Annotated in this window: 26 protein-coding genes; 17 read left to right on the top strand and 9 right to left on the bottom strand. The window is 61.2% G+C overall.

What is annotated here, in order from left to right:
- Positions 1 to 55 precede the first annotated feature (55 nt).
- Positions 56 to 1,573, bottom strand: a complete 1,518-nt coding sequence (locus tag ACWHTU_RS10585) for an efflux RND transporter permease subunit (RefSeq protein ID WP_447859319.1) — start codon at positions 1,571 to 1,573, stop codon at positions 56 to 58.
- 310 nt (positions 1,574 to 1,883) lie between these two features.
- On the bottom strand, positions 1,884 to 2,222 hold the full coding sequence (locus tag ACWHTU_RS10580) for a hypothetical protein (protein ID WP_447859318.1): 339 nt from the start codon (positions 2,220 to 2,222) through the stop codon (positions 1,884 to 1,886).
- Between the two features lie 486 nt (positions 2,223 to 2,708).
- On the opposite strand from ACWHTU_RS10580, the gene modA reads away from it, so the two are divergent.
- From modA to ACWHTU_RS10500, 16 genes are all read left to right on the top strand, one after another.
- A complete protein-coding gene (gene modA / locus ACWHTU_RS10575; protein ID WP_447859317.1) occupies positions 2,709 to 3,515 on the top strand; it encodes a molybdate ABC transporter substrate-binding protein in 807 nt (268 codons plus the stop codon).
- 106 nt (positions 3,516 to 3,621) lie between these two features.
- The gene (locus ACWHTU_RS10570; RefSeq protein WP_447859316.1) at positions 3,622 to 3,918 is read left to right on the top strand and encodes a hypothetical protein; all 297 of its coding nucleotides are present in this window, start codon (positions 3,622 to 3,624) and stop codon (positions 3,916 to 3,918) included.
- Positions 3,896 to 4,267 carry a hypothetical protein gene (locus tag ACWHTU_RS10565; RefSeq protein WP_447859315.1) on the top strand — a complete coding sequence of 124 codons (372 nt, stop codon included), beginning with the start codon at positions 3,896 to 3,898 and terminating at the stop codon, positions 4,265 to 4,267. The genes ACWHTU_RS10570 and ACWHTU_RS10565 overlap by 23 nt, the downstream gene beginning before the upstream one ends.
- A gap of 17 nt (positions 4,268 to 4,284) precedes the next feature.
- On the top strand, positions 4,285 to 5,181 hold the full coding sequence (locus tag ACWHTU_RS10560) for a prohibitin family protein (RefSeq protein ID WP_447859314.1): 897 nt from the start codon (positions 4,285 to 4,287) through the stop codon (positions 5,179 to 5,181).
- Between the two features lie 126 nt (positions 5,182 to 5,307).
- A complete protein-coding gene (locus ACWHTU_RS10555; RefSeq protein ID WP_447859313.1) occupies positions 5,308 to 6,885 on the top strand; it encodes an ATP-binding protein in 1,578 nt (525 codons plus the stop codon).
- Entirely contained in the window at positions 6,882 to 8,285 is a 1,404-nt protein-coding gene (locus tag ACWHTU_RS10550) for a sigma-54-dependent transcriptional regulator (protein ID WP_447859312.1), read from the top strand. The genes ACWHTU_RS10555 and ACWHTU_RS10550 overlap by 4 nt, the downstream gene beginning before the upstream one ends.
- A gap of 653 nt (positions 8,286 to 8,938) precedes the next feature.
- Positions 8,939 to 9,352 carry a response regulator gene (locus ACWHTU_RS10545; RefSeq protein ID WP_447859311.1) on the top strand — a complete coding sequence of 138 codons (414 nt, stop codon included), beginning with the start codon at positions 8,939 to 8,941 and terminating at the stop codon, positions 9,350 to 9,352.
- Positions 9,349 to 9,882 (top strand): hypothetical protein, encoded by a 534-nt coding sequence (locus ACWHTU_RS10540; RefSeq protein ID WP_447859310.1) that lies wholly within the window; start codon positions 9,349 to 9,351, stop codon positions 9,880 to 9,882. The genes ACWHTU_RS10545 and ACWHTU_RS10540 overlap by 4 nt, the downstream gene beginning before the upstream one ends.
- Positions 9,883 to 10,001: 119 nt before the next feature.
- Positions 10,002 to 10,445, top strand: a complete 444-nt coding sequence (locus ACWHTU_RS10535; protein WP_447859309.1) for a hypothetical protein — start codon at positions 10,002 to 10,004, stop codon at positions 10,443 to 10,445.
- 154 nt (positions 10,446 to 10,599) lie between these two features.
- A complete protein-coding gene (locus ACWHTU_RS10530) occupies positions 10,600 to 11,100 on the top strand; it encodes a hypothetical protein (RefSeq protein ID WP_447859308.1) in 501 nt (166 codons plus the stop codon).
- Between the two features lie 367 nt (positions 11,101 to 11,467).
- On the top strand, positions 11,468 to 12,865 hold the full coding sequence (gene sthA / locus ACWHTU_RS10525; RefSeq protein ID WP_447859307.1) for a Si-specific NAD(P)(+) transhydrogenase: 1,398 nt from the start codon (positions 11,468 to 11,470) through the stop codon (positions 12,863 to 12,865).
- Between the two features lie 47 nt (positions 12,866 to 12,912).
- A complete protein-coding gene (locus ACWHTU_RS10520) occupies positions 12,913 to 13,437 on the top strand; it encodes a hypothetical protein (RefSeq protein ID WP_447859306.1) in 525 nt (174 codons plus the stop codon).
- Positions 13,438 to 13,769: 332 nt separating this feature from the next.
- Positions 13,770 to 14,147 carry a hypothetical protein gene (locus ACWHTU_RS10515; RefSeq protein WP_447859305.1) on the top strand — a complete coding sequence of 126 codons (378 nt, stop codon included), beginning with the start codon at positions 13,770 to 13,772 and terminating at the stop codon, positions 14,145 to 14,147.
- A gap of 393 nt (positions 14,148 to 14,540) precedes the next feature.
- Positions 14,541 to 14,939: a hypothetical protein gene (locus ACWHTU_RS10510; RefSeq protein WP_447859304.1), complete on the top strand. Its 399-nt coding sequence runs from the start codon at positions 14,541 to 14,543 to the stop codon at positions 14,937 to 14,939.
- Between the two features lie 1,147 nt (positions 14,940 to 16,086).
- Complete coding sequence (locus ACWHTU_RS10505) at positions 16,087 to 17,181, top strand: hypothetical protein (protein WP_447859303.1); 1,095 nt, start codon at positions 16,087 to 16,089, stop codon at positions 17,179 to 17,181.
- A gap of 158 nt (positions 17,182 to 17,339) precedes the next feature.
- Positions 17,340 to 17,468, top strand: a complete 129-nt coding sequence (locus tag ACWHTU_RS10500) for a hypothetical protein (protein ID WP_447859302.1) — start codon at positions 17,340 to 17,342, stop codon at positions 17,466 to 17,468.
- Here the strand turns inward: ACWHTU_RS10500 and ACWHTU_RS10495 are convergent.
- The 7 genes from ACWHTU_RS10495 to ACWHTU_RS10465 all read right to left on the bottom strand — a co-directional run bounded on the left by ACWHTU_RS10495 (position 17,455) and on the right by ACWHTU_RS10465 (position 23,741).
- A complete protein-coding gene (locus ACWHTU_RS10495; RefSeq protein ID WP_447859301.1) occupies positions 17,455 to 18,204 on the bottom strand; it encodes a Tll0287-like domain-containing protein in 750 nt (249 codons plus the stop codon). The genes ACWHTU_RS10500 and ACWHTU_RS10495 overlap by 14 nt on opposite strands.
- A 32-nt stretch (positions 18,205 to 18,236) precedes the next feature.
- On the bottom strand, positions 18,237 to 19,232 hold the full coding sequence (locus ACWHTU_RS10490; protein ID WP_447859300.1) for a substrate-binding periplasmic protein: 996 nt from the start codon (positions 19,230 to 19,232) through the stop codon (positions 18,237 to 18,239).
- Positions 19,233 to 19,249: 17 nt separating this feature from the next.
- Complete coding sequence (locus tag ACWHTU_RS10485; protein WP_447859299.1) at positions 19,250 to 19,642, bottom strand: hypothetical protein; 393 nt, start codon at positions 19,640 to 19,642, stop codon at positions 19,250 to 19,252.
- Positions 19,643 to 19,657: 15 nt separating this feature from the next.
- Positions 19,658 to 19,885 carry a hypothetical protein gene (locus ACWHTU_RS10480; protein WP_447859298.1) on the bottom strand — a complete coding sequence of 76 codons (228 nt, stop codon included), beginning with the start codon at positions 19,883 to 19,885 and terminating at the stop codon, positions 19,658 to 19,660.
- 139 nt (positions 19,886 to 20,024) lie between these two features.
- Entirely contained in the window at positions 20,025 to 21,023 is a 999-nt protein-coding gene (locus tag ACWHTU_RS10475; protein ID WP_447859297.1) for a multicopper oxidase domain-containing protein, read from the bottom strand.
- Between the two features lie 136 nt (positions 21,024 to 21,159).
- Positions 21,160 to 21,864, bottom strand: a complete 705-nt coding sequence (locus ACWHTU_RS10470) for a Crp/Fnr family transcriptional regulator (RefSeq protein ID WP_447859296.1) — start codon at positions 21,862 to 21,864, stop codon at positions 21,160 to 21,162.
- Positions 21,865 to 21,872: 8 nt separating this feature from the next.
- A complete protein-coding gene (locus ACWHTU_RS10465; RefSeq protein ID WP_447859295.1) occupies positions 21,873 to 23,741 on the bottom strand; it encodes a transketolase in 1,869 nt (622 codons plus the stop codon).
- Positions 23,742 to 24,093: 352 nt separating this feature from the next.
- Between ACWHTU_RS10465 and ACWHTU_RS10460 the strand changes: the two genes are divergently transcribed.
- Positions 24,094 to 25,434 carry an SLC13 family permease gene (locus tag ACWHTU_RS10460; RefSeq protein WP_447859294.1) on the top strand — a complete coding sequence of 447 codons (1,341 nt, stop codon included), beginning with the start codon at positions 24,094 to 24,096 and terminating at the stop codon, positions 25,432 to 25,434.
- The last annotated feature ends 13 nt before the right edge of the window (positions 25,435 to 25,447 follow it).

Genomic DNA, 25,447 nt, shown 5'->3' with positions numbered 1-25,447 from the left:
AGCGGTAAGAACCGACAGCATTCGGCAATGGTGGCGCATCCGGCCGCCTGTTGCGCTACGCACCGGCAGCATGTGCGGATTCTCCGTCATGGTGACTCGTCATCATATATTTCGCCATCGTCGGCACCAGCGTGCGCGACAGGATGAAGGAGGCGAGCATCGCGATGATGACCGCTTCCGCCATGGGCTTGAACAGATAGCCGGAAGCGCCGGTGAGCCCGAAGAGCGGCAGCCAGGCGATCGCGATGCACAGGGTGGCGACGAACGTCGGAACAACGATCTGATTGGCGGCGTCGATGATGGCCGTCTCCAGCGGCTTGCCCATGTCGAGATGACGGTCGATGTTCTCGATCATCACGGTCGCATCATCGACCAGAATGCCGACGGCCAGCGCCAGGCCGCCCAAGGTCATGACGTTGATCGACTCTCCGAGCCAATGCAGGCCGATGATGGCGGTCAGGATGGACAGCGGGATCGAGGTCCACACGATGGCCATGGCCCTCCAGGAGCCAAGCAGCAAGAGCACGATGAGGCCGACCAGCGCCCCGGCGGTCAGCATTTCATGGACCACGTCCTGAATCGAATCCTTGACGAACGTCGAGGCGTCGTCGAGGAGCCGGATCTTCACGCCTTCCGGAACGACCTGCTCGGCGCGCGGGATCATCTTCTTGATCCCGTCCACCACTGCCAGGGTCGAGGCCTCCGTACTCTTCATCACGACGATGATGACGATCTGCTTGCCCTTTACCAGCACCGCGTTCTGTTGCACCCGACCCATCAGGCGCACCGTGGCGACGTCGCGCAGATAGATGAATCTGTTGCCTTCCCGCTTGATCGGGATGTTTTCGAAGTCTTCGATCCGCAGCGGGGACGCGTTCGTCTGGACGATCCAGTCGGTCGGCCTGATTTTGATGTCGCCGGACGGCAGCACGCGGTATTGCCGCATGAGGATGTCGTGGACGTCCGCCGGCGAGAGGTGGCGGGCGAGCAATTTCTGCTGATCGAGGTTGACCATGACCTGCATGTCCTGCCCCCCGTACGGGTGCGGCAGGATCGCCCCCGGGACCGTCACCAGTAGGGGGCGGATGCGCATGTAGGCGAGGTTGTAGAGTTCCGCGGGGGTCATGTGGTCCGCGCTCACTTCAAGCATGGCCACCGGAATCGCGGAGGGGGCCAGCCGCATGATCATGGGCGGCGAAATATCCGGCGGCAGCCACTTGACGACCCGCTGCGCAATGGCCGTGATATCCGCTTCGGCCCGGCCCACGTCCACGCCGTCCTGCAGAAAGATGTTCGTGATGCTGAAGCCGTAGTAGGAGTGGCTGTGCATGTACTTGATGCCTTCCACCGTCGCGGTCACGGCGCGTTCGAACATATAGGTGATCCGCCCTTCCACCTGCGCCGGCAGCAGGCCGGCGTAGTCCCAGACGATGGAGGTGATGGGAATCGTGATGTTGGGAAAGACATCGGTCGGCATGTGGAGCACGGTCAGACCCCCGAACAGCACGATCAGGATCGACATGACGACAAAGGTGTAGGGCCTGCGTAGGGCGATGAGGACGATCTGGTTCATACGCACAGTCCTTAGCAAAGTGTTTACCGGTTAGCGGATTCACTCGACCAGCGGGATGGGGAATGCCGGGATGTCCTCGATTTCTCAGCATGATTGCGCCCGCCGCGCGCTCCGGGTTCTTACCTGCGTCGCTAAGCCCAGGGATTGAGGGTGCGCAGTTGCGCACTGAGCGCCGCGCGCGGCATCTCACAATTCCGTTCTGCGCAGCCATGCAGATGGTCGTGGAGGTCTGATCGACGGGCGGAAAGAGAAAAAAGGTGAGTAGGAACTTGAACCAACTGCGACTGCTCCGGGAATTGCGGACGAGCCTTCATGAGTTTGAGCATGGCGGAATGGCGGTGACAGCGGGGCAGATCGATGGAGGAACGGAAGTAGGGTTGCCACGATCGAGAATTTGGAAAAAGGGCAAGGCGTAGCGGTACCAAGCACTTTCTGGGGGATGTCTATTTTTCGGCCCGGAAAAGACAACTTGGATCAGGAGCAAGACGAGAAAGAGGACAATCATGGCCATCTCGATGCCGACCCACCAGATTGAGACGAGGTCTTCCCGGGATTGGCGTTCCCGCCGAATGAATTCCTTCAGCGCTCGGCTGGTTTTCGCGCAGTCGAGTCCTTCACCGAAACAGATTTCTTCGGAGGGAGAAACCATATGACGTTTCCGGCGGACCATCCTGCTGACCGCCGCTAGCCTTCCGTGAGCAGAGGGTCAGGCAAAGTGCTTGCCAGTCGTCGTTCAGAAAGCAAACCAGGGCAAGATCTGTTAGACGTATCGCGGGCAATTCCGCTGAGAACATCTTCCGGTTCTTCTTGAAGCGCGACGCAGACGATCGCGAAGTGTGACTTTGCGCTCAGGGCGCATTGTGCGAAATGTCACAATTCTGCGGACGTGGGGTTCGGCGGTGAGCCGGAATCATCGGGAAGTCATGAGAAATGCTGCGGTCGGAACGTCGTCACCAACCAGTCGAATGGACACCATTTTAGGTATCGATCTTGCTGATACCGCTTCTTGGTGGATGAATTACTCGTCAGGATCTTTCGTATGTCCGGCAACGGGGGTCGATTCACGGCATGAATGGCACGATGCATTGGTAACCCCTTCAGGCGAAGGGACAAAGAGAAGAGGAGCACCATCTCGATGAGAGAACTGCGCATATTCGGCATGATTATCGCGTTCGTTGGCGGACTTGCGGGCGTCGCTAAAGCGGGCGAGGCGGTTCATGCTGAACCGCTAACGGTGGGGGCGGGTCCGAGCTTGCAGGCCGCATTGCAAAAGCTCATCCCGATGTTCGAGCAAGAATACGGCGCGACGGTCCACGTGCTCTATGGTCCGTCGGGAGAGCTACGCCGACAGATTGAACAGGGCGCACCGATCGACGTGTTCCTTCCCGGAGCGGCTGAGGAAGTCGAGATCCTGCACAAGAAAGGACTCACGCTCGGCGAACCGCGGATCTACGCGCAAACCCCTCTCGTGCTCGTCATGTCGGCCGCCTCCCCGGCAGCTTCGATCTCCTTTCACGATGTGCTGCCGAATGGAGCGAGCCGCATCGCCGTCGCCGACCCCAAGACCTCCGCATTGGGAAAGATCACAGCCCGTGCACTTGCCAAGCTCGATCAGGCCTACACGAGCCATCTGCGTCTTCTCTATGCACAACATACTGGTGATATTTTACATCTGCTGCATACCGGGGCGGCAGACGCGGGCATCGTCTACCGCGCGGATGCTCTCAACGGCGGCGAGTTACGCCTCGTGCAGGTTGTCCCCGGTGACACAATGGTTCGGTTCGGCGCGGCGGTGGTCTGGACCTGTCGGAAGGCGTCTCTTCCCGTCGCGCAGAAGTTTCTCGATTTCATCGTGAGCACCCGCATCCAGAAGCTCCTCCTGCACTATGGATTTGAACCTGTCTCATCGAACGGGATGGGGGCTGGAATTGAGAACCATTAAGCGGTAACTTGTAGGGGTACCGGTCGACACCGGTGCTCTGAGAAATTTCTCTTGCATATCGGATAGTATGGCTCCGTTTCCGCCACCACCGGACGAACATACAGTGATGAGCGTGCGTGACGGACCAGAACCTTGCGCCGGGCTTGCCGATCGGATTTCGGCTCTGCTGCATCAGCACCGGAGACTCATGTTCTTGGATATCGCACGGAAGTTACCCGACTGCACCTGGAAGATGCTCTTCGACGCCCTTATGCGACTACGCGAGCAGCGACGAATTGAACTGGTCACGCACCAGTGGGACTATGAAGTGCTCTACCTGGTCGATGGTCCTGCCACCCCGGTTCATTGCGGCTCGCCCGAGTTGGGCGAGCGGTGCGAGCATGAACAGAGGATGCCCGTGTAACGGCATCGGCGTCTTCGTCCTGCTCCTGTCGCTTGTCACACTTGGCTGCACAAGGGCCTCTGCGCCGCTCGACCTGTCCTCCTCGGATCCCTCGCACGACCAATGGAAAATTGCCAGCAACTACGCTCGCGAAGCCGCTCTGTTTCGAAGCAAGGCGGAGGAATTGGCCGACCGGGTGGCGGTATACGAACGGCTATTCGGGCCGGACTCGGAATGGGTGACCGGCGCGAAGCTGCTGATCGAATACTATCGGAACGCGGCGGAGGAACGGGAGCGCCTCGCGGACATGCATCTCGAACTCACCGCCGACGGACGCCGATCCCGGGTCGCTGCTCCCGCCTCTCGCTGATCTCTATGGAGGAAGCTATGTACCACCCTACGACCCATACGCTGCCGTTGATGCTCATTGCAGCCATCATGTCGTTGAGCGCCTGCGCCGGGACCAGCGTCCAGCCGGGCTACCGGGGATTGATGTGGCGTCCGTTTTCAGAGGGACTCTCCCCCGAGCCGTTGAAGGATGGTTTCTACTGGCGGGCACCCTGGAACAGCATTTACCTGTACGATGTCCGGTGGCAGAGTTTCACCGAACACATCGACGCCCTCAGTGCGGATGACCTTCAGGTCCTGATTAAGGCCGCCATCATCGTGCGGCCCATCCCTGAGGAAGTGTATTTTCTGGCCCATGAGGTCGGCACGGATTTCTATCCGCGTATCGTGAAGCCGGAGTTTCTGGCCGCCGTACGCAGTGTGGTATCCGGCTACAACATGGTGACGGTCCCGGAACGGAGCTCGGAAATCGCCAGCAAGGTGCAGGCGGTGGTAACGGAGAAGCTGAAAGGCCGGCATCTTGAGATCCAAAGCGTCGCCTTGGCGGACGTGGATTTTCCCCAAATCGTGCTGAACGCCATCGAACAGAAGCAGGCCAAAGAGCAGGAAAAAGAACAAAAGGAATTCGAGCTGACGATCGCAGCCAAAGACGCCGAAATCGCCCGTACCAGAGCGAAAGGCGAGGGCGATGCGATTCGCATTCGCGCCGAAGGAGAGGCGGAAGGGCTGCGGATCCGGGCGATCGGCCAGGCGAAGGCCCAGGAGACCATCGCCAAGACCCTGACGCCGGCGTATCTCCAATTCAAGCTCTATGACAGCCCGAACTCAAAGATCGTGCTGCTGCCGGAGAATTTGAACGTGCCTGTCCTCATCAATCCGGATGCGCCGCCGTCAGGCGCGGGGGAGCGAAACCAGGGTGTTGTGCTGGGCCGTTGATTGCGGCCCAAGGACCCAGACGGCACTCCTCGGCGGATTGCATCCACCGAGGCGACCAACGACCGACGAGACGACGGCGGCCGCGTGATAAAAGCGCATTGGTTCAACAACATAACGGCTTGGGTCATGATCACCGGGATCGTCGTGGTCTGCCTCGCCATCGTGGTCCTGAATCTGCTCGATCGGCACGTTATCGAAGAAGCGGCGGCCCGGAACGTCCACGCCGAATTCCTGCGCGCCGCCTCCTCCGTCAGCCGGTTCATCGGCAAATCGGGCGATATCCGCGATATCGACGCACTGAAAGAGGCCTTCGCGGACATTTTTGAGCTTCGCCCTGGTATCCGCCACCTGTCCGTCTTCGAGATCACGCCGACTTCCGGCAAGTTGATCTTCAGCAGTGATCCGGTGGCGGCGCAACCCGCGCTGAGTGAACGGGAGCGGACCGAGATTGCCGCCGGTCGATCCGTCGCCCAGCTCGATATCTCCACGGAGGACCGTGCGTGGCTCATCACCGCTCCCGTCATGGTCGATGGCCGGATTGTCGGAGCGCTGCGCGGCCGGTTTTCGCTTTGGAAATACGATGGGTTGATCAAACAAGAAGGACAATTGGCCAAGGATGTCGGGATTGGAGCGGTGCTTGTCACCTGCCTTGTCTTCCTGGCGTTGATCCGGATCAAAGTCCATGGGCCGGTCCGTCAACTCATTCGCGCCATGCATCAAGCCGAGGCCGGGGATTTGACCACCCTCGCCCCCGTGACAGGTCCCTCGGATCTCCGGGAAGTGGCCGGCCAGTTTAACCGCATGCTTGAGCGAGTGAGAAACGCAATCGCCGAAAAGGAGCGTCTGTTGAGGGAGGTCCGGGGCTTCAACGACATGCTGATGACGAAGATCGCGGAGACGCGAGAGGAACTCCAGCGGACCACCCATTTGTTGGTAGAAGCGCGCGTCAAAACCGAACGGACCCAAACGTTGGCGGCTCTCGGCGAACTGTCTGCGGTCGTGGCGCACGAACTCGGCAACCCGCTCAATGCGATTTCCGGGCATCTCCAGTTGCTGGCCAAAGAACCGAACTCTCCGGCCCGGCAGCGCCACCTCTCCATCATTCAATCCGAGATCACACGCATGGTTTGCATCATTCGGCACATTTTGGATTCCACGCGTATGCAGGTGAGGACCGCTCCGGTCGATCTGAACCGCGTCGTTCAGGAGGTCATGACCCTGATCTTTCCAAACCTTCCCGGACGGCGGATCGTGATGAAAGCCGAATTGGCCCCCGTTCTCCCCTTGATCGCTGGCGACCAGCGGGCGCTCCACAGCGTGATGTTCAACCTGGCCACCAATGCCGTGCAGGCCATGCCGTGCGGCGGGGAATTGCATATCCGCACGGAGCGTGTTTTTCGCGGCGCAATCGAGGGGCATGTCATCCTGGCCGGCGGTGGGGACCTGGCGGTCGACGCGGTGCGTCTGACCGTAGCAGACACTGGGCAGGGCATCGAGCCGGAACATCTGGCCCGCATTGCCGAGCCCTTCTTCACGACCCGCCAGAGCGATGGGGGGACTGGTTTGGGGCTCGCCATTTGCCAACGGGTGTTGTCGTCACTTGGCTGCCGGTTAGTGGTGCAGAGCAGGATCGGGCAGGGGACGACATTCGTTGTCGATCTGCCCATTTGGAAGGCATCCGACGCCGAGGAGGGAGTCGAATGAACAAGAACGCCTGGATTCTTGTGGTGGACGACGATCGACGGAATCTCGAGATGCTGGGGGAAGTGCTCCGCGGCGCCGGGTTCCACATTGATTTGGCCGAGGGCGGGCAGGAGGCGATCGAACGCTGCGATCTCCGCGAGTACGACGCGGTGATCAGCGACATCAAGATGGCCCCGGTGACGGGAATGGATGTGCTGAACGCCTTCCGCCGGACCTCGCCGGAGACGCCCGTCGTGCTGTTGACGGCCTTCGGATCTGTGGACACCGCCATTCTTGCCATGAAGCAGGGGGCCTTCGATTACATTACGAAGCCGGTCAACCTGGACGAGTTGCTGCTGGTCGTGCGGCGGGCGGTGGACCATTGCCGCCTGGTGCGGGAGCACCGTCACCTGCAGAGCGTGTTCACCGAGCGACCCCGCGCGGCGTCCATCATCGGCCAGAGTCGAAAGATGGTGGAAGTGTTCAAACTGATCGGCAAGGTGGCGCGGAGCAGGACAGCGGTGCTGATCCAGGGCGAGAGTGGAACCGGCAAGGAACTCGTCGCTCGGGCCATCCACGATCACAGCGACCGAGCTGCCCGCCCGTTCGTCGCCGTCAACTGTAGCGCGATTCCGGACTCTCTCCTTGAAAGTGAATTGTTCGGTCACGTCAAGGGCTCCTTCACGGGCGCCCATGCGTTTCGGCGCGGCTTAGTGGAGGAAGCCGACGGTGGCACGTTCTTTCTGGATGAGGTCGGCGATCTTTCCCCCGCCGGCCAGGCGAAGTTGCTGCGCGTGCTTCAAGAAGGAGAGATCAGACGCGTAGGCAGTAACGAAGCGATCTCCGTCGATCTGCGCGTTATCGCCGCCACCCGGCGCAATCTGCAGCAACTGGCGTCCGCAGGACGGTTCCGCGAGGACTTGCTGTACCGCCTCAACACGGTGACGATGTTCCTGCCCCCGCTCCGCGAGAGGCCAGAAGACATCCCCTTGCTCGCGGAATTCTTCCTCGCTCGCCACGGCACGGATGACAAGATGGCCGCTGTCACGCTTTCCACGGACGCGATGCAGGCGTTGGTCAAGTATCCTTGGCCCGGCAACGTGCGCGAGCTGGAACACGTGATCGAGCGGGCGGTGGCGTTGGCGACCCACTCGGTCCTGTCGATCGAGGATCTGCCGCCGGACATTCTGCGGAAAGGCAACGGCACGGGAGAACAGACGGACGGCTTGCCTGGCACGCTGAACGCGCTGAGACGGGAACACATCCTGTCCACGCTCGAAACTACCCGCGGCAATAAGGAACAAGCGGCGCGGCTGCTCGGCATCAGCCGGCGCACGCTGTACCGGCTGCTCGACCGCTACGGCCTGACCGAAGCCCGGTCCAACCTCGATCGCGAACCGTCCGGCACCGCTTCGACCTGAAACCTCGACTTCGCTTCGTCTGTGTGTCGTCCTGTCCTGGCGTGCCATCCTGGCACATTGGACCGCCCACCATTCCGCGGCTTGCTTTCCGGTGCGTCGATGAAATGGTCGATGCCTACGGGGTTCCGTAGCCGAAGCGTACGACCACACGGCGTGGCATCGCCCTTGCTGCGGCTCACACATGACCACTGCGGCATGAGTCGGATGGTTATCACTGGGCGCAAGGGAGTCGTCGCAAGTCGACCAAGGAAGCAACCGGTCAGAGAGGAGGCGGACTATGGCGTGCAGGCGGTGCGGAGGCTTGGTGGTCGCCGAACTATTTTATGACTTTGAAGAAGAAGGGAGTCGTATGCAATGCCACGGTTCGCGATGCGTGAACTGCGGGTGCATCGACGATCCGGTCATCCGCGCCAATCGCCTGCAGCCTCCGCCGGCAGGACGTTCGTCCGCTCGTGGTCTGGCAGCGTGCCAGCGAGTCGCCGTCGTGTCCTGATCCGCCCAGAAGACAGGATCTCGTGAGCGGAAGGAGATGCGGCGGCTGTGCCCCGTCGCGGCGACGCCTCTCTGCCCTCCTGTGGAGGCGTCCTTCCGCGCACAAGATCCTGGTTTCCTGCGCGGCAAGTGCAAACCCCACTCCTGGAAGGAGGTCACCAATGGATGGTTACGGCAAACGCGTATTGGTGGTGGAGGACGATGCGGATTCGCGTCAAGTTCTCGCCCTCTTGCTCATCCAAGCCGGCTATAGCGTCTATGAAGCCTGTGACGGCCTGGAAGCGATGAACGAGATGAAACGGCGACGCTTCGATGTCGTCGTGACCGATTATCACATGCCGCGGCTGAACGGGCTCGAGTTGTTGATGCTGAGCCGGGTGGCCTGGCCGGACCTGCCCGTGGTGATCGTCTCGGGAGGCCAGAGCGACATGGCCGAGATCGCGGTCCAACGTGGCGCGTTTGCCTGGATTCGCAAACCCTACGAAGGCGCAGTGCTCCTCGAGGTCGTGAACGAGGCGGCGCGGCGAGCGACGAACGACCGTACGCACGCCGCGTGCGGTCGGTGCTCCGCATGAGGCCGGTCAGGTTTCTGCCGATCAGTTTGCTCCTGGCTTTGGGCGCTTGTCAGACTACGGGCTTCAGAAGCGGGACCGTTCCGTTGGATGACCGGACGTTCATGGGGTTGTGGCGCACTTATAGCCACTGCCGGGTCAGCGAGGATGCGGAAGAAACGCGGAATGACGCGCGGCGGCTTAACCAGGCTGTTCGTGCCATGACCCGGCGCGAGGAGTCCTTTAACACGCTGCCGGAAGCCCTCCGGGCCCTCATCGAGGAGTCGCCTTCCCGCTTTGCGGTCGATCCCGGAGCGATGGCTGCGGCCTGTGCGCTGCATGCGGCGCAGGCGGCTCAAACGGCTGGTCGGTATGAGGACGCGCTCGAGCTGCTCCGTTCGGTCAGCGCGTTATCTGAAAAATCCGGGTATGCGTACTACGCCGCCGAGGCGGAACGAGGTTTGGCCCGGGCTGCACGAGCCCTGTCCGCCAAGGCTGGCGGCTTTCAAGGAGGTGCCGAGGCCCCTCTGCGTCAGGCGACCGTTCATCCATGATTCGACGACGATCACCGCTGCCGCAACTAAGCCATGCAGGCGCGTTACGCGAACGATCGGAAGGTTGCGTCCCTTGGTTCCTTCTTGTTTCCCTGACGCCTCTGGCGTTTGCCTCTTGCGTGACCCTTCAAGTCGAGCCCTTGACCGCGCAACGGTTCGAGCCACGAGCGCACTTCACGGAGATTGACGCGCTTAAGGCCGAGCCGACCCGGCCGCATGTCAGGCTGGCCCGCATTATCGCGACCTCTCACAGCGCCAGCGAGGACGCATTGCGAGACCGTATTCTTGCCCGGGCCCGGCAATTGGGCGCCGATGCTGTGGTGCTGGGCAAAGCTGACGTTCTCGAGTCGATGGGGCCGAGTCCGGCCTATCAGTCAACCTTGATCCAGGCCGGTGCGAACTCGACCCCACTTTTATGGGGTCCTTGGGGTTGGTGGACTCCGTTCTACCTGGATCCCTGGAGTTTCGTGCAAGGCGGCGCGGACCAGACACAGTACACAATGTATCTCTCGGGTGTCGCTATCCGGTATGACAGCCCCTCAGCGGAAGAGCGGACGCCATGAGCGTTCGCGTTCAAAACTTAAGTTACATGACCGTCGAATGAGGGTCATCATCACATGTTGCTGTTTGTCAGTGCCACGAGCCAGGCCGGTACGCAGGTGACGGCCGACAACGTTGAACAGGTCAACAGTGTGAGAAGGGGCAGAAGAAGGGGGGATGAACGGGATGCGAAGACGGGGACGCAAAATGGGAGCGGGCCTCCTCTTGGGAATCGCCACGCTCCTCATGGGATGTGTTGGGACCACTACCGCCAAGCGACAGTCCACCGAGCTTACCGATCCGGTGCTGGGGATGCTCAACAGGGGCATTGTCTCTCTCACGGTCAATATCGAGCGCGCCGGGAAGCGCATGGAAGAGTTGAAGCAGTTTCCCGATACGCAAGAACCGTTAATTCAGGAACTGCGTGCCATGGATCTCTTAGCTCTCGAACTGCACCAGCGGCAATGGATCCTGCAGCGCCATCATCTCCAGTTTGCGAAAGCACAGATGCTGGCTGTCAGACAACACCCGACCGAGAAGACCCGATTGCTCGAGGAATGGACCGCCCATGAGCGGCAGTACGAGCAGGATCTGGAAACGTTCCGGCAGAAGCGGCTGGAGCTGGAGCAGAAACGTCTGAAGGCGGAGGCGCAACTGATCGAGGCGTCGCTTCGATGAGCCGATGCGGGGTACGATGCCCAGTGGCGACTGTCCGATGGAGCAGATTCAATGCTCTGGCACGGCTGGATAGCCGTTCTGGGAACTCGCCGCGCGGCGCGGGCGCGGTCATGTTCGGCAAGCCGGTGCGTATGTCACGCACCGGCTCGCGACCGAGCCGGTCTCCAATCCATGGGGATATGACAGTCCCTTCTACAGGCCTGTGTGAGGATCCGATACCTGGTAGGGACGGCGGGTCTAAGGCGGCGACGCCGACAGCCTGGCCGTGCCGTACGATCAGCCCATGAACGCAGTGCCGGGAACGGCGATTCGATACACCGGCCTTCAGGCGACTGTCTCGCACTAAAGCATCGGCGCGGTTGCGATCATGTCGGCGATGTACGATTTCGACCTCATTTGCATTGGCAGCGGACCGGCCGGCCAACGGGCGGCGGTGCAGGCCGCGAAGCTTGGGAAACGGACCGCGGTTGTGGAACGCCGGCGGATCGTCGGCGGCGTCTGTGTGGAAACCGGGACGATTCCGAGCAAGACGCTCCGCGAAGCGGTGCTGTCCTTCATTCAGGCCGCCGGCCATTCCGAGCGACTGGGAAATCACTTCGAGAGCCGCCCGACGGCGGAACAACTTCTCTCCAGGGTCGAGCAGGTAGTACGGCGCGAAGTCGAAGTAGTGGCAGATCAACTCCGGCGTAATGAGGTCGTGCTCATCCACGGCGACGCCTCATTCAAAGATTCGCACACCGTTTCGGTGACGACCGAGAACGGCACCAAGGACGTGACAGCCGCCCATATCCTGATCGCCGTCGGGACCAGACCGGCCTTGCCATCCAACGCCTGGATCGACGGGGAGGTCATTCTCACCAGCGATGACGTCGTGCGCCTCAAGCGGCTCCCGCGGAACATGGTGGTGGTCGGCGGCGGCATCATTGGGATCGAGTACGCCTCCATGTTCGCGGCGCTGAAAGTCAACGTCACACTGGTGGACCAGCGCACCAGGCTCTTGGAATTCCTGGACTCCGAGATTGTCGAAGAGCTGATGCACCAGATGCGCAACCGCAACGTGACCTTTCGCCTCGGTGAAGCGGTCGAACGGTTGGAGCACACGGACGGCAGCCCCCGGCGCGCCATTGTCACGCTGGAATCCGGCAAGCGTATTGTCTCGGAGTCGGTGCTGTACTCCGTCGGGCGAATCGGCGCGACGGACCGCCTGAACCTGGCCGCAGCCGGCTTGACTGCGGACAAGCGGGGACGGCTGAAGGTGGACGGCCGGTTCCGGACCGAAGTGCCGCACATTTTCGCAGCGGGCGACGTGATCGGGTATCCCAGTCTGGCCTCGACCTCCGCTTCTCAGGGGAGGCAGGTTGCCTGCTACGCGTTCGGAGTGGAAGTGGACCCGCTTCCCGAGCATTTTCCCGTCGGCATCTATGCCATTCCCGAAATTTCGATGGCGGGTCCGCCCGAGCACGAACTGACGAACCACCGGGTGCCCTACGAGGCCGGGGTCGCGCGCTACCGGGAGATCGCGCGAGGCCAAATCCTCGGCGATGACAGCGGCCTGGTCAAGCTGCTCTTTCATCGCGAAGACCGGCGTCTGCTCGGCGTGCACGCGATCGGGACCGGGGCGACCGAGTTGATCCACATCGGGCAGGCGGTGCTCGATCTGGGCGGGGGGTTGAACTACTTCCTGCGCACGGTCTTCAACTACCCAACCCTGGCGGAGTGCTATAAAGTGGCCGCCTTGGACGCGTTCAACAAACTCTCGAGGTAAGCGCGGGTCGCCTACGTGCGAACCCGCTGAAGGAGGGTGCTGTCCACATGCGATCCGCACTGCAAAGGCTCCTGCACCCTGCGATTGCGGCGGTCTTGAGCGTGGGATTCGCGGCCTGCGCGAGCGTCGATACCATACGGCTGACGAGCGAGACGTTTCCGCCGAAGGCGTCGGTTGACGAGGTCGAAGTGCTCGAGCACGATCCGGCACGCCCGCATATTGCGATCGCGGAGTTGAGGGTCGGGGATTCATGGCTCAGCTTCGGGTCACTGCAGCGCAAGATTTTGAAACAGGCCGCCACCCTGGGCGCTGATGCGGTGGTGTTTTCTCAGCCGGAGGTTCAAGTGGAGCACGAGGTGGCCTATGAGCCGGTGTATAGCCCATGGGGATTTTACGGCCCATTTAACGGACCTTGGGCATGGGGATACGGCTACGGCGGCTGGGGGTACGGGGTCGGCCCATATCCATGGACTTGGGGAACCTCAGTCGGTAGTGTTGCGGTGCCGTACGACGAAGCGTTCAAAATGCTCGCGGGAACCGCCATCCGGTACGTTGGATCGCAGGCTCCTTGACGACGCTGAGACAACGTTCGGGGCATATTCCGTCGCGTGCCCAGCAAAAAGGTCGCCGGTAACGATCAAATGGGAGTAAACGCTCACCACCAGCTCTACCACGAAGCAAAAACCTGGCTTGAGTTCAATCACCGGGTCGGAGGAATCATTGTCGTGACCCTGGCCGGCCTGACCTGGCTGGAGCTGCGGGAAGTCCGTCCCTCTCTCCTCATCAGGCTGAGTTGGCCGTCCTGCCTCATGCTCCTCGGGGGCTACAACCTGCTTTGGAGCGACAAGCCGGCTTGGCCGATCGGACCATCGGGGCTGGTCGATAGCCTCTCAAACTCGGAGTCTTGCAACATAAAATTCTGGCCCTCCTCGTGTTGACACTTGGCCTGATCGACCTGCTGCGCCGCCTGCAACGAGCGACTCACCCTGCCTGGCTCTACCTGTTCTATGGTCTGGGCGCGCTGACAAGCGGTATCCTTGCGGTGCACGACCCGACTCTGCCGTCTCCCACCCACTTGCCCGGGTTGGTGTCAAGTCATATGTTGATGGGCGGCCTGGCCTCTCTGACGCTCGTGTTCAAGGTGCTTGTCGATCATCGCCTGATAGGAGGAAAAGTCGCGTACCTGTATCCGTTAATCCTGGCGGTGCTGGGTGTGCAATGGATCTTGTTCAGCGAGCCCGGCGAGACGGGAGCGGGAATCGAACAGGGCCCTGCGGACTAATCCGCCTCGTGCGGCCGCGCCGGTGGCCAACTCGACCTGCAGTTGTCATGAATCCTTTTGCCGCCTCGGCCTATGGCTCAGCCGACTGCGACGCAGGGTTGCTGCCACGCATGAGGGCAACGAATCGTCGCGTATCAGGCGGGTTCGGTCATCGTGTCTTGTGAGGTTGGAGTCGAACTCGGTTCGGGTCGTTCACCGCGCGGGTCACGGCGACCAGGGTGCAGCTGTGTCTTGCTCGTTGCGCCTTCGATCGGGGCGAGTCGGCCGCAAATGGTGACCGGATCCGCGTCACATAGAGCGATCCGTCGTTGGAGAGCTGATGGCGAATGGCCGCTGCAAGCAAGGGGCCCGGTTTTCTAAGCGACGCGAAAGCGACCACATGGGAGGTGCTGAATGGGTGTGATGACAGCACGTGCGGTTTTAATCATCGGAGGCTTAGCCGGATGCGCAGGAGGGGCGTTGGCCGCGTGGCTGCTGTTCAACGATCGGGCGGTCGCTCAAGACACGGCGAAGACAGCTCCACCGGTCGTCGACGCGCAAGAATTTCGTCTGATTGATCAACAAGGAACCCTGCGCGCGGTGCTCGGGCTATCGGCCGAAGGCGAGCCCTATCTCGCCTTGCTCCATCGCAACAACACACGGATCATCTGGCTCGGTCTTGCCGAAGAATCGGGACTGGCAATCCGTGACGTCGATGGCAAAACACGCCTGCTTCTGAGCCTGGACGCGGCCGGTGAGCCGTCCTTGATTCTACGAGATCGCCTGCATCGGACCCGCTCGATTGCGCCCTGATATCCGCAAGTTTTCGGGCGAACCATCAAGGCTGTCCACGCTCTTGAGCCAGCAAGGCCGTCAAGCTCTCGGTAGCCGACCGGGGCACCGTTTCCTCTTGCACCGGACAGGAGTAAGCCGACAACTATCAGCGCCGCCTCGCGCTTCAAGGTTTGTTCGCCTGTTGACGTTTCGGGAGGGGGACGCTTACGCCCGTCTTCTGTGTCGGGCGATGACGATGAGGAAAAAACACGACGATCCCAAGAGCAGCAACCAGTGCAAGAACGTGATGGACCTGGGCTGAAGAAGAGGCCCACGCTTCGCCGAGGCGCTCTTCCGCCGCCCCGGCCAGAGGGATCACGGCAAGTCGATGAACCGGTACGCTGATCCGCGGAGGCATGAACACAGGGATCACGGATGCCAGCCCGTTCCGCCGCAGGCCCCTTCGGAGGCACCCGGTGGAAGCGCTGGCGGCGTCTTCACAGGCGTGCCGGACCAGGGTTCGCACCACGGTGGGCGTCCCCCAGAGACAGAGCCGGTCGTCGCGCAGCGCGACATAGTAGGGAGCGGACGATGCGGCCGAAAAGTAGTCATTTAGGTGAACCGGGCAGTGAAATGAGGGCGGCTAAAACAGCGTTGCCGTACGCATGATCACACGCCTTACGAGTTCGAACTGAAGCGGATGAGCGTGAGATTCACCGGTATGATAGCACGGCGCCGAAGCCATGATCGGGCCCGGCTCACGACCGCCAGGCCCATTCGCTGCTGCGGCGAATCTCTCGCAGGACCGTGTTCCATCTTGCCCGCGCTTCGTTGCCAGTCTTCTCTCAACATGAATGGGCCAATCTGGCACATTGTGTCACGCTGTCACATTCTGACACGCATACTTCTTTGTACGTTACCATCGTCATTCCTCTGCCCAATGCCTCTTGCCACAGCAAACCGCTGCTCTGACGCATACGCGCGCCCGGAATCACGCAGGCAACCCCACATTAATGCACGGGTTTTCTCCGGCCCGTAGAATTTACCCGGTTGTAACACACAATTTACGCACTCGTTACCGTGTCGGCTTCGGGGATGCATCTCCGGAAACCCGCATGCCGCGATGGGCGCGGCGCGCGGTACCGCGCGCTCAGCGCTGCGGACAAGAATGGAAAAAGGAGGTCTTATGCCGACGGGCGTGGTTGCGGGGGGCTTGGCGATTGTGCTGAGCATGGTGTGCGGCATTCACTCGTATGCGGTAGCCGAGGAGAGAGCCGATCAGGCACAATCCCGAGAGCGGAGCGTCTGGAATCCGTTGACTTGGAAGTGGGTGCCGACCGAGGAGGAGATTCAGAAGTACCGGCGAGGTTGGAATCCCATGACTCACGGCCCTATCTTGAACACGGGCATTGATATTCAGCCGAAGGGCCAGTTCCTCGTCCAACCGTTTATCTTCGGCGAGATCGGGCATGGCAAGTTCACGAATCAATTCGGCACTGCCACGACGGATTCGCCTTTTCATCTGAGAGCCGTTGCGCCAACGGTGATTGTCGCCTACGGCCTCACCGACCATTTCGAACTCAATGTGGCTCCATCGTGGATTTGGTTCAATTCCAGTCAGGCTCGTGACTCCGACGGGCGAATCATCCAGGAGGAAAACAATGTCGGCGACACAACGATCTATCTCAAGTATCGGCCCATTGTTCAAGATTCCGATACGGCGCGTCCCACCGTGACCCTCTACAACGGTGTGACGCTTCCGAGCAGTCAGTGGTTTGGGACCAAAGGGATCCCGGGAGGATTCTCACCGCTTGGGCGCCTGCCGGGGACCAAGTTCGGCGGCCTTTCGTTCACCGAGGGTATTCTGCTCCGTAAGAACCTGAATCCCTTTCGTCTCAACGCAGGGCTCTATTATTCGTACACGGCGCCGGGAAGCACGGCCGGCATGAACACCTACAACGGCGACATCGTGAACACGCGCTTTATCGTCGAATACATCGCCAACGAGCAACGCGGCCTGGGATTCAATTTGGAATTTGTGACGCTCCATGGCCTTCCCTTTCGGCTGGACGGCCATAACCTCAATATCAAGCCGGCGAGTTTCAATCTGATCGGCGTCGAGCCCTCCGTTCAATACAAGTTCTTCCATAACTCAAACGGGGCCTTGGTCGGCGCCGCCGGCGTGCTGTTTTCAGTTGCCGGGCAGAACAATATTGATGCGATTTACCCGAACATTTCTCTCTACTACTATTGGGGCAAGGGCAAGGTCATGATGAGGTAAGGCGCTCTTTCCGCACAGTGCGCGAGGTGCGATTCCGCTCACTGTGAACGGCTGCACAGCAAGAATGCTCCAGATATTTGGAGTGTCTTTGATGGCACACGCATTGCTTTCCCACCGATGTAGGGCTACAAATCGAGAAGGATCACGAGGAGAGCATCGTGCGGGCTTGGCTCACGCCAAACTGGAAACAATGGGGCGACCGAGAGTTGTTCTGGATCTTGCTGGCCCTGGTGGCGCTATTTGTCTGGGGAAGCCAGGTCCTGGCCGCTGAAGTCATGGCGTTGTGAGTGGGATTGTCACACTGATCGCGCCAGCCAGTTCGCCTTCATGCCTGCCCTCTTTGGGGTAACCGGAAATGTCCTCTTCTCCAGCCGGTTCCCCGTGGCACCTGAGGCATTCCTTTTCATAATAAATCGGATCGATCAGTCGGAGCGCGGTTCCACCCTCGACCAGTTCGCTGACCGGCGAGGCGGGGGCGGGTTGTTTGGTCAGGCGCTGCAAGATCTGCGTTTCGTGCTCGTCCGGCGTGTTCTTCAGGTTTCTCGGACGAAGCGCCGTCTGTTTCAGCCGAACGGGGAATCGTTGCGAAAAGCGAAACGCCGCCTGACTACCGAAGGTGGCGGGGATAAAGTTCTTGTAGCCGACGCCTCGTTGATTGATCACCAATTGCGCATCAGCCACCACCTCCTTGCTCGCTTCGAGCAGCCCGAGCAACAACTCCTTCGCCGATGAAGAAATCGTGGACGACCCCGGGCGGCTGAGATCGATTCCGGTTCTTGCTTTGAATTCCTGCACCACTTGCGCCTCGAACACGTCCGGCGTGAACCCCTTGTCCCCTTTGTGCGGATCATCGATCAAGGCCTGGTTCCGGTCGATCACGACTCGACCGGCATCCAGCAGGCTGGCCAGGAGATGCGCCGTTTGCTGGGCTTCTTCCCTCGAAAACGCAAAACCCTGTGCCGGCGGCATCACGAGCAGCCCAGCCGCGAGAACCCACCAGCGTCTTTTTCGACAGAGTCTCATATCCTGTTCCTGTTCATGCCCAGTGGACTGAGTTAGCGGCCTGCCGCGAGTCGGCATTCCCCTTGATCGTAGTGCCGTGGCATGTTCTCCGCCGCAAACGGCAGGCCTTCCGCGACTGCCCGTCGCGGAAAGGCATAGGATTCCTCCAACCACCGCCGCCGCATCTCGGCCAGTCTGCCTCCGGCGTCCAATCGAAACAACAGCTCGTTGATGAACCACCGCAGCCGATAACTGTCTTCCGCCAACACCACCGCGTAGTCCTCCTTCGTCAATATAAGCGGCTTCCCGTCTTCCATGTCGAGGAGCCGCCAATCTTTCCGCACCCGCGTCACCACGAACCGGAGGATCGGCTGCTTGCCGACGATCGCATCGACGGGCGGCTCTTGCGACTCGAACGCCGCCGGGAGAGAATCGCACAGGACCAGGTGGACTCCGGCGAGGCTGGCTTCCGCATACAGGTGAGCGGTCGTTCCTTCCTGCACCGCCACCGTTAATCCGGCCAACGCCGTCCGAATCTTCGCCGGCTCGTACACGGAGCGGGGATCGCGTTGCAGGACCGCGCGCACGCGCTCGGCGACCTCGTCCCCGCGGACGATCACCCCGAGACCGCCGTTGGTGAAATACGGAACCGAGTAGGCGAGGCCGGCCCTCGTCGGAGAGGGCACGTTCGCCGTGGTGGCGGACACGAATAGATCCAGCTTGCCCTCGTGCAAGAGCACGAAGAGCGCGCGATAGGGAACCAGATGGAGAACCGGAACCACAGGCTCGCCTCCGCACCGTTCAGTCAGCGCAGCCGAGATTTCCCGCACCAACTCCACATCCAGTCCGCTCACGCGAAGGCCTTCGTCTGTGAAAATTGCGGGAAACACGAAGGGACGCCGGGGCTCAAACCCCATGCCGACCTGTAACCGCTTGCGGGCGCAGATCGCGTCGAGCTCGTTGGTGGCGACGGGCTGAATCAATTGGATCGCATCGAACACCAGGCCGCAGCCTTGGAGGATGAACCCCAGCCCGAGCGCGTACGCCAACCCCGTCGCGTTCAATGCTAATATCGAATGCCGGTTAAAAACACCCATTGCTGCGACTGCCCCGCCTCGCCGCGAAAATCCACCCCGTATTGCGTATACTGCACGGTGATATCCACCGCCAAGCCGCCGGCCACCGGAAAACGGACGCCGACCTGTCCGCCCACGAGATGGCCCGGCGTGTCATGGCCCGGTCCCGGCATCACCGCTCCTCCCAGCAGCCCGACATACGGCACCGCCCGATCCTCCAGCGGGCCGAACAGCACGTGCCGGATGGTCCGGCTGATCGGCTTCCCCTTCGGGAAATCCAAGATGTCGATGAAATTGTTCCACCGGGGATTGATGAAGAGCGCATGCTGGTCGGTCCTCGTCCCTTCCGCGTGGATGCTAAAGAATTGATAGATGGTTCTCACCTCGAGATTTCCGTATCACAACGCGGTGAAACCGGCCTGAATCCCGATTTCCCGGTCATCGGGCGCGAAGGTCTGCTGACGGAATACCACGTCGAAATTGAAGGGTCTGAGCGGGAGGACGTCGAGAAAGGCTTCCTGGCTGGTGACCCGGGACGGACTGAGAACCATCAACACGGCGAGCAAGACCCAGCGGCGGGTCTCGGCTGGGACACCGAAACCCGCCCTGCGCCCCCGGTTCAGCATGCGCTTCCTGATCCCCGATCGCTCTACCCCTCGGCGGCGTCAACGCCGTTCGCCAATCCGCAGCGCGCCGAAAACAAAACCGACGGGGTGGCCTGACGGGTCGACCCCACCGGTCTCGGTGATGTCGTGTGCTCTTCGCTTACGGCGCGGACGGCGGAGTGATTTCCGTCTGCGGCATCTCGACCTTCCACGGCGTGTGCGGCATCAGCGGCGCCGGCTTGGCGTCCGGCTTGGCGACCAGCACCGCGATGGCCCCGCGCAGCGCGCCGGTCAGCGAATGGGTGACCAGCGGGTAGGCGCCTTCTGATTCGACGACCACGTCGAACGTCGCGGCGCTGCCCGGGCCGACGACATAGGTCTGCACGCCGCTCAGCTTGTTGGCCGGATTGCCGCTCTCATAGACGTTGTCCCAGATCTCGCCGATGGGATGGAAGGCCGAAAACTCGTTTGGGCCAGCGTTGACGAAATAGATTCGGACCCGCTCGCCCGGTTTGGCCTCCAGGGCATGCCCGCCGGTGACGAACGGATGGTATTTGAAGACTCCACCGTTGAAGACGATGTGGTCGAATTTCCGGTCAAACATACTTTGGACGTCGTCCGGATTTTTGAACAACTCCGATTGGATCAGCACGTATTCCCGGTCAGCCTTGGGCAGGGCCTTCGGATTCTTGGGATCCACGATGATCGCGCCGAACATCCCGCGGGCGACGTGCTGGATCATCGGCGGCGCTCCGCAATGATAGAAGAACACGCCGGGCTTCTTCGCCACGTACGTATAGCTGATCTCCTCTCCGGCGTTGATCGCCCTGTAGTTCTTCAGGAAGTCAATCTCGGCGGCGTGAAAATCCATGGCATGGGGATTCTTGTTGGTCGCCGGATTTTTCAGCGTGAACTTGACGGTGTCGCCTTCGGTGACGCGCACCACCGGCCCTGGGAACTGGCCGTTGAAGGTCCATGCCTTATATCTTTCGCCACTCCCGTCGATCACTACCTCGGCCTCGACGGCGGTCATCTCGACTTCATGCACCTTGGCAAACGCGTCGTGAAGGGGAACGCCCGCCGCCCATACGCTTGCGGCGGAGAGCAATGCCGTCGCATACGCTAAGTGTCGGTCGATCTTGAGACTTGTACATCGCATCGGAATTGTCCTCCTGGATTTGACGCTCAGTAGACTGAGTTAGGGCCGCAGCCGGGAAAGGATAGACGCTCTGACCGGCTCGTTCCTATGATCTAAGTCATATTTTGCGGCGAGTCGGCGGGGGAATCAGAGGGAATCAGCGGCGGGCGGCGAGGGAATCGACGGCCAGTTCCTTCAGGCGGGCCAAATCGCGGATCACGATCTGCTTGGCGCCGCCGGACACCAGTTTGGCGCGTTTGAATCGGCTCATGATGCGGATCGCGGTCTCGACCGTGACGCCCACCATGTTCGCCAAATCCTGGCGGGTCAGTCGCACCGCCAGGCGAAGCCCGTTCGGTTCCGGGATACCGACCCGTTCGACCAGCTTAACCAACAACGACGCCAGTCGCTGATCGGCTCGGTCCAGCGCTAAAATCTTGGCGTTTTCCTGTGCCTCGTTCAGACGTTTGCCTAGGTACTTGATCACTTCCAGCGCCGCGTCAGGATTCCGGCGCAGCATGGCGAAATAGGCTTTCTTGCTCACGCGGAGGATGGTGACGTCGCACAAAGGCGCCGCGCTGCCGGGATGAGTGGCTCCGTCGAACACCGCAGCCTCGCAGCAGAACAGGTCGCCGGGCATGAGGACCTTGAGCGTGCACTCTTTTCCCGATGGAGAGGACTTGACGCACTTGACCGCGCCTGCTTTGAGAATGTGGAAATACTCGGCCGGGTCGCCCTCCCGGAAGATATACTCGCCCTTTCGATAACAGACTTCGACGACTTCTCCGACCAGGCGCTGGCGGTCCCGCTCGTTCAGCAGGTCGAAGAGAGGGATGCGCCGCAGGGAGTCCGTTTCGGTCATCGCCGTCGCTATTTGACGATCCGCTTGGCTGTTTCCACGATCGAGCGCGCCCCGATGCCGAAATGGTCGATCAATTCTTCCGGCTTTCCACTGCGGGGAATCTCCCGGATCGCCAGCTTGTGGACCCGAATCCCTTCCGAACCGAGCGCGTTCAGCACTGCGTCGCCGATCCCGCCGTGTTCGTAATGATCCTCCACCGTTAAGACCCTCCCTTGTGTGGCGCGGGCGCTGTCCAACAAGGTGGCGCGATCGATGGGCGCCACGCTATAAAGGTCGATGATCCGTACGGCAATGCCCGCCGCCTTGAGCTGGTCATGCGCCTTCAAGGCTTCGAACAGCGTGACCCCGGCGGCCACGATGGTCAGCGCATCCGAAGGACTCTGCCGCACGACCTTGGAGCCGCCGATCTGGAACATCTCCTCATTGCCGTAGAGGACCGGTGACTTGGGCCGGCCGGCGCGAAGGTACACCACTCCCCGATGCCGCGCCGCCGCCTCGACCAGCCGGTGCATGGCCACGGCATCCGACGGGTAAAGGACCACTACCCCAGGTTGCGCGGCCATCATGGCGATGTCTTCGAGCCCCATCTGTGACGGGCCGTCTTCTCCGATACTGACCCCGACGTGAGTGCCGACCAGCTTGATATTGGCTTGGCCGATCGCCGCCATCCGGATGAAATCATAGGCGCGAGTCAGGAAGCAGGCGAACGTCGCTGCGAAGGGAATCTTGCCGCAGGCGGCGAGTCCAGCGGCGGCGCCGATCATGTTTTGCTCGGCGATGAAATGCTCAAAGAAGCGGTCGGGAAACTTTTTCGCGAATTTCTCCGTGTAGGTGGAGTTCTTCACGTCGGCGTCTAGCACCACGACCGAGGGGTGGACTTCGCCAAGAGCGACCAGCGCCGACCCGAACGCTTCGCGCGTTGCGACCTGATCGGTCGGTCTGTACGACGGCGGCGCCATCGCGCCAGCCGGTTTCGCACCGTTCACAGCCGCGCGCGGGCGCTGGATCTGCGGTTCGGGCGCGCCCGGCGTCAAACAACGTGTCAACTCTTCGATCGCCCGGTTCGCCTCGTCGCCCTTCTTGAGCGCCTTGCCGTGCCAGTCCGGCTTGTCCTCGACGAACGAGATCCCGCGGCCCTTGAACGTGCGGGCGAGGATGACCGTCGGCTTGCCTTTGGTCCGCGCGGCTTCCTCGAAGGCGTCGAGCAGCGCCGGAATATCGTGTCCGTCCACGACGAGAGCGTGCCAGCCGAATCCGGCCCAGCGCAACCGGTACCCTTCCATGTCGTGCTGCAACATCGTGGGATCGCTTTGGCCGAGGCGGTTCACGTCCACAATGGCGCAGAGGTTGTCGAGCGCATAGTGGCGGGCGAGTTCCACCGCCTCCCACACCGCGCCCTCCACCGATTCTCCGTCGCCCAAAAGAACGTAGGTCCGGTAGTCGGCTCTGTCGAGGAACTTGGCGTTCAGCGCCATGCCCACGCCGGCGGACAACCCTTGCCCCAACGAGCCGGTTGCGATGTCCACGAAGGGCAGCCGGGGAGTGGGATGGCCTTCCAGATCGGAGGTCAACGTGCGCAGTTTCAGCAACTCGGTCTTGTCGAACAGGCCGGCTTCGGCCCAGGCAGCGTACAACAGCGGCGCGGCGTGGCCCTTTGAGAGGACGAATCGGTCGCGGTTGGGATGTTTCGGATCTTTCGGATCGTATCGCATGACCGCAAAGAACAACGTCGCGACGATATCGGCCGCGGAACAGCAACTCGTCGGATGGCCGCTGCCGGCCTCCGTCGTCGCGCGCACGCTGTCGATCCTCAGTTGAGCGGCCTTATTCCGCAGCATCGTGACCAATTCGGGAGTCACGGTCGCATGTGAAACCATAGTTGCTCCTTTCAAGCTGTGTCAGACGGTGGCACGGTCCGGCATGATTCCGGTGCGGCAGGAACTATCGACTCGGCTGAGGCTAGCAGAAGGAAACCGACGGAGTCAACGAACGTGGAGGTGCCTGCCTCCGAGACGCCGCTTGTCGGACCGTCGGACGGATTGCGCAAGCTGGTCGTTCATTGCATAATGTCCCCGGCAGTTGCAGACGGACCCGCCGTTCTCTCACACGACTCCCCGCCGTACCGCCCGCCACGTAAGAATGTCCGGGCCCGTGGGATCGACACGGACCGCGCGCGGTGTCCGCGTCGCCGTGCGTGATCCGAACAGACGGCCCGAAGAAGGAGCAGTCATGTCTCAGTTGACGCTGGCATTGATCATCTTCGGAACTGCGTATCTGGCGATCGTCACCGAACGGATTCACAAAACCATCGTGGCGCTGTTCGGCGCCGCCCTGATGATCAGTTTCGGAATCGTCACCCAAGAAGAGGCCTTCTACTCGCAGGAATACGGAATCGACTATAACGTGATTTTTCTGTTGATCGCGATGATGGTGATCATCAACATCACGCGGAAAACAGGACTATTCGAGTGGCTGGCCATCTGGGCGGCAAAACGGGCGAAGGCCCGGCCGTTCCGGATGATGGCGCTGCTCGCCGTCATCACGGCCGTGCTCTCCGCCTTTCTAGATAATGTGACCACCGTCCTATTGATGGCGCCGGTGACGCTGGAAATTTCGAAGCGCCTGGATTTGAATCCCATCTCTTTCCTGGTGGCCGAGGCGCTGGCGTCCAACATCGGCGGCACCGCCACCCTGGTCGGCGATCCGCCCAACATCATGATCGCCAGCAAAGCGGATCTAAGCTACTTGCAATTCCTGGTCATGCTCGGACCGGTCATCCTCGTCATTATGGCGGCGTTTCTCGGGGTGTTGTGGCTGATCGCTGGCAGAACCCTTAAGGTGTCGCCGGAACGCCGACAGGCCGTGCTCGCGATGAACGAACGGGACGCCATCCGCGATTGGCCTTTGCTGGCCAAATGTCTCTGGCTGTTGGCATTCACGACGTTGGGGTTCTGCATCCACGGGCTGGTTCACCTGGAACCGGCGACCGTCGCGCTGTTGGGGGCCAGCCTGTTCATGCTGGTCGGTCACGGTCACGACGCGGTGTCCGGGACCGGCGAACTCGATTATCTGACGGAGGTCGAATGGAAGACGATTTTCTTTTTCATCGGCCTGTTCATTCTGGTCGGGGGACTGGTGAAAGTCGGCGCGATCCGCTATCTGGCCGAGCAACTGGTTCATGTCACGCAGGGCAACGTGGCGGGCACGACGTTCGCCGTGCTGTGGGGATCTGCCGTGCTCTCCGCCGTCGTGGACAACATTCCGTACGTTGCCGCGATGAATCCGCTGATCATCGACCTGGCGCGTTCGATGCATCCCGAGCTTACCGAGTACACCGCGCTCGTCCATCAACCGGACATCCTGCCGCTGTGGTGGGCCTTGGCGCTGGGCGCCTGTCTGGGCGGGAACGGCACGATGATCGGCGCGACGGCCAACGTCGTGGTCGTCGATCTGGCCCGGCGCGCCGGGCACGCCATCAGTTTCTGGCGCTTCATGGCGTTCGGGTTCCCAATCATGGTCGGGTCCGTGCTCATCAGCATGGTTTATCTATGGCTGCGTTTTTTTGTCTGACTGAACCGGGGAG

The sequence above is a fragment of the Nitrospira calida genome (assembly GCF_976986435.1).
The sequence above is the reverse complement of the archived record's forward strand: the minus strand, read 5'-3'. Positions and strand labels throughout refer to the sequence as shown.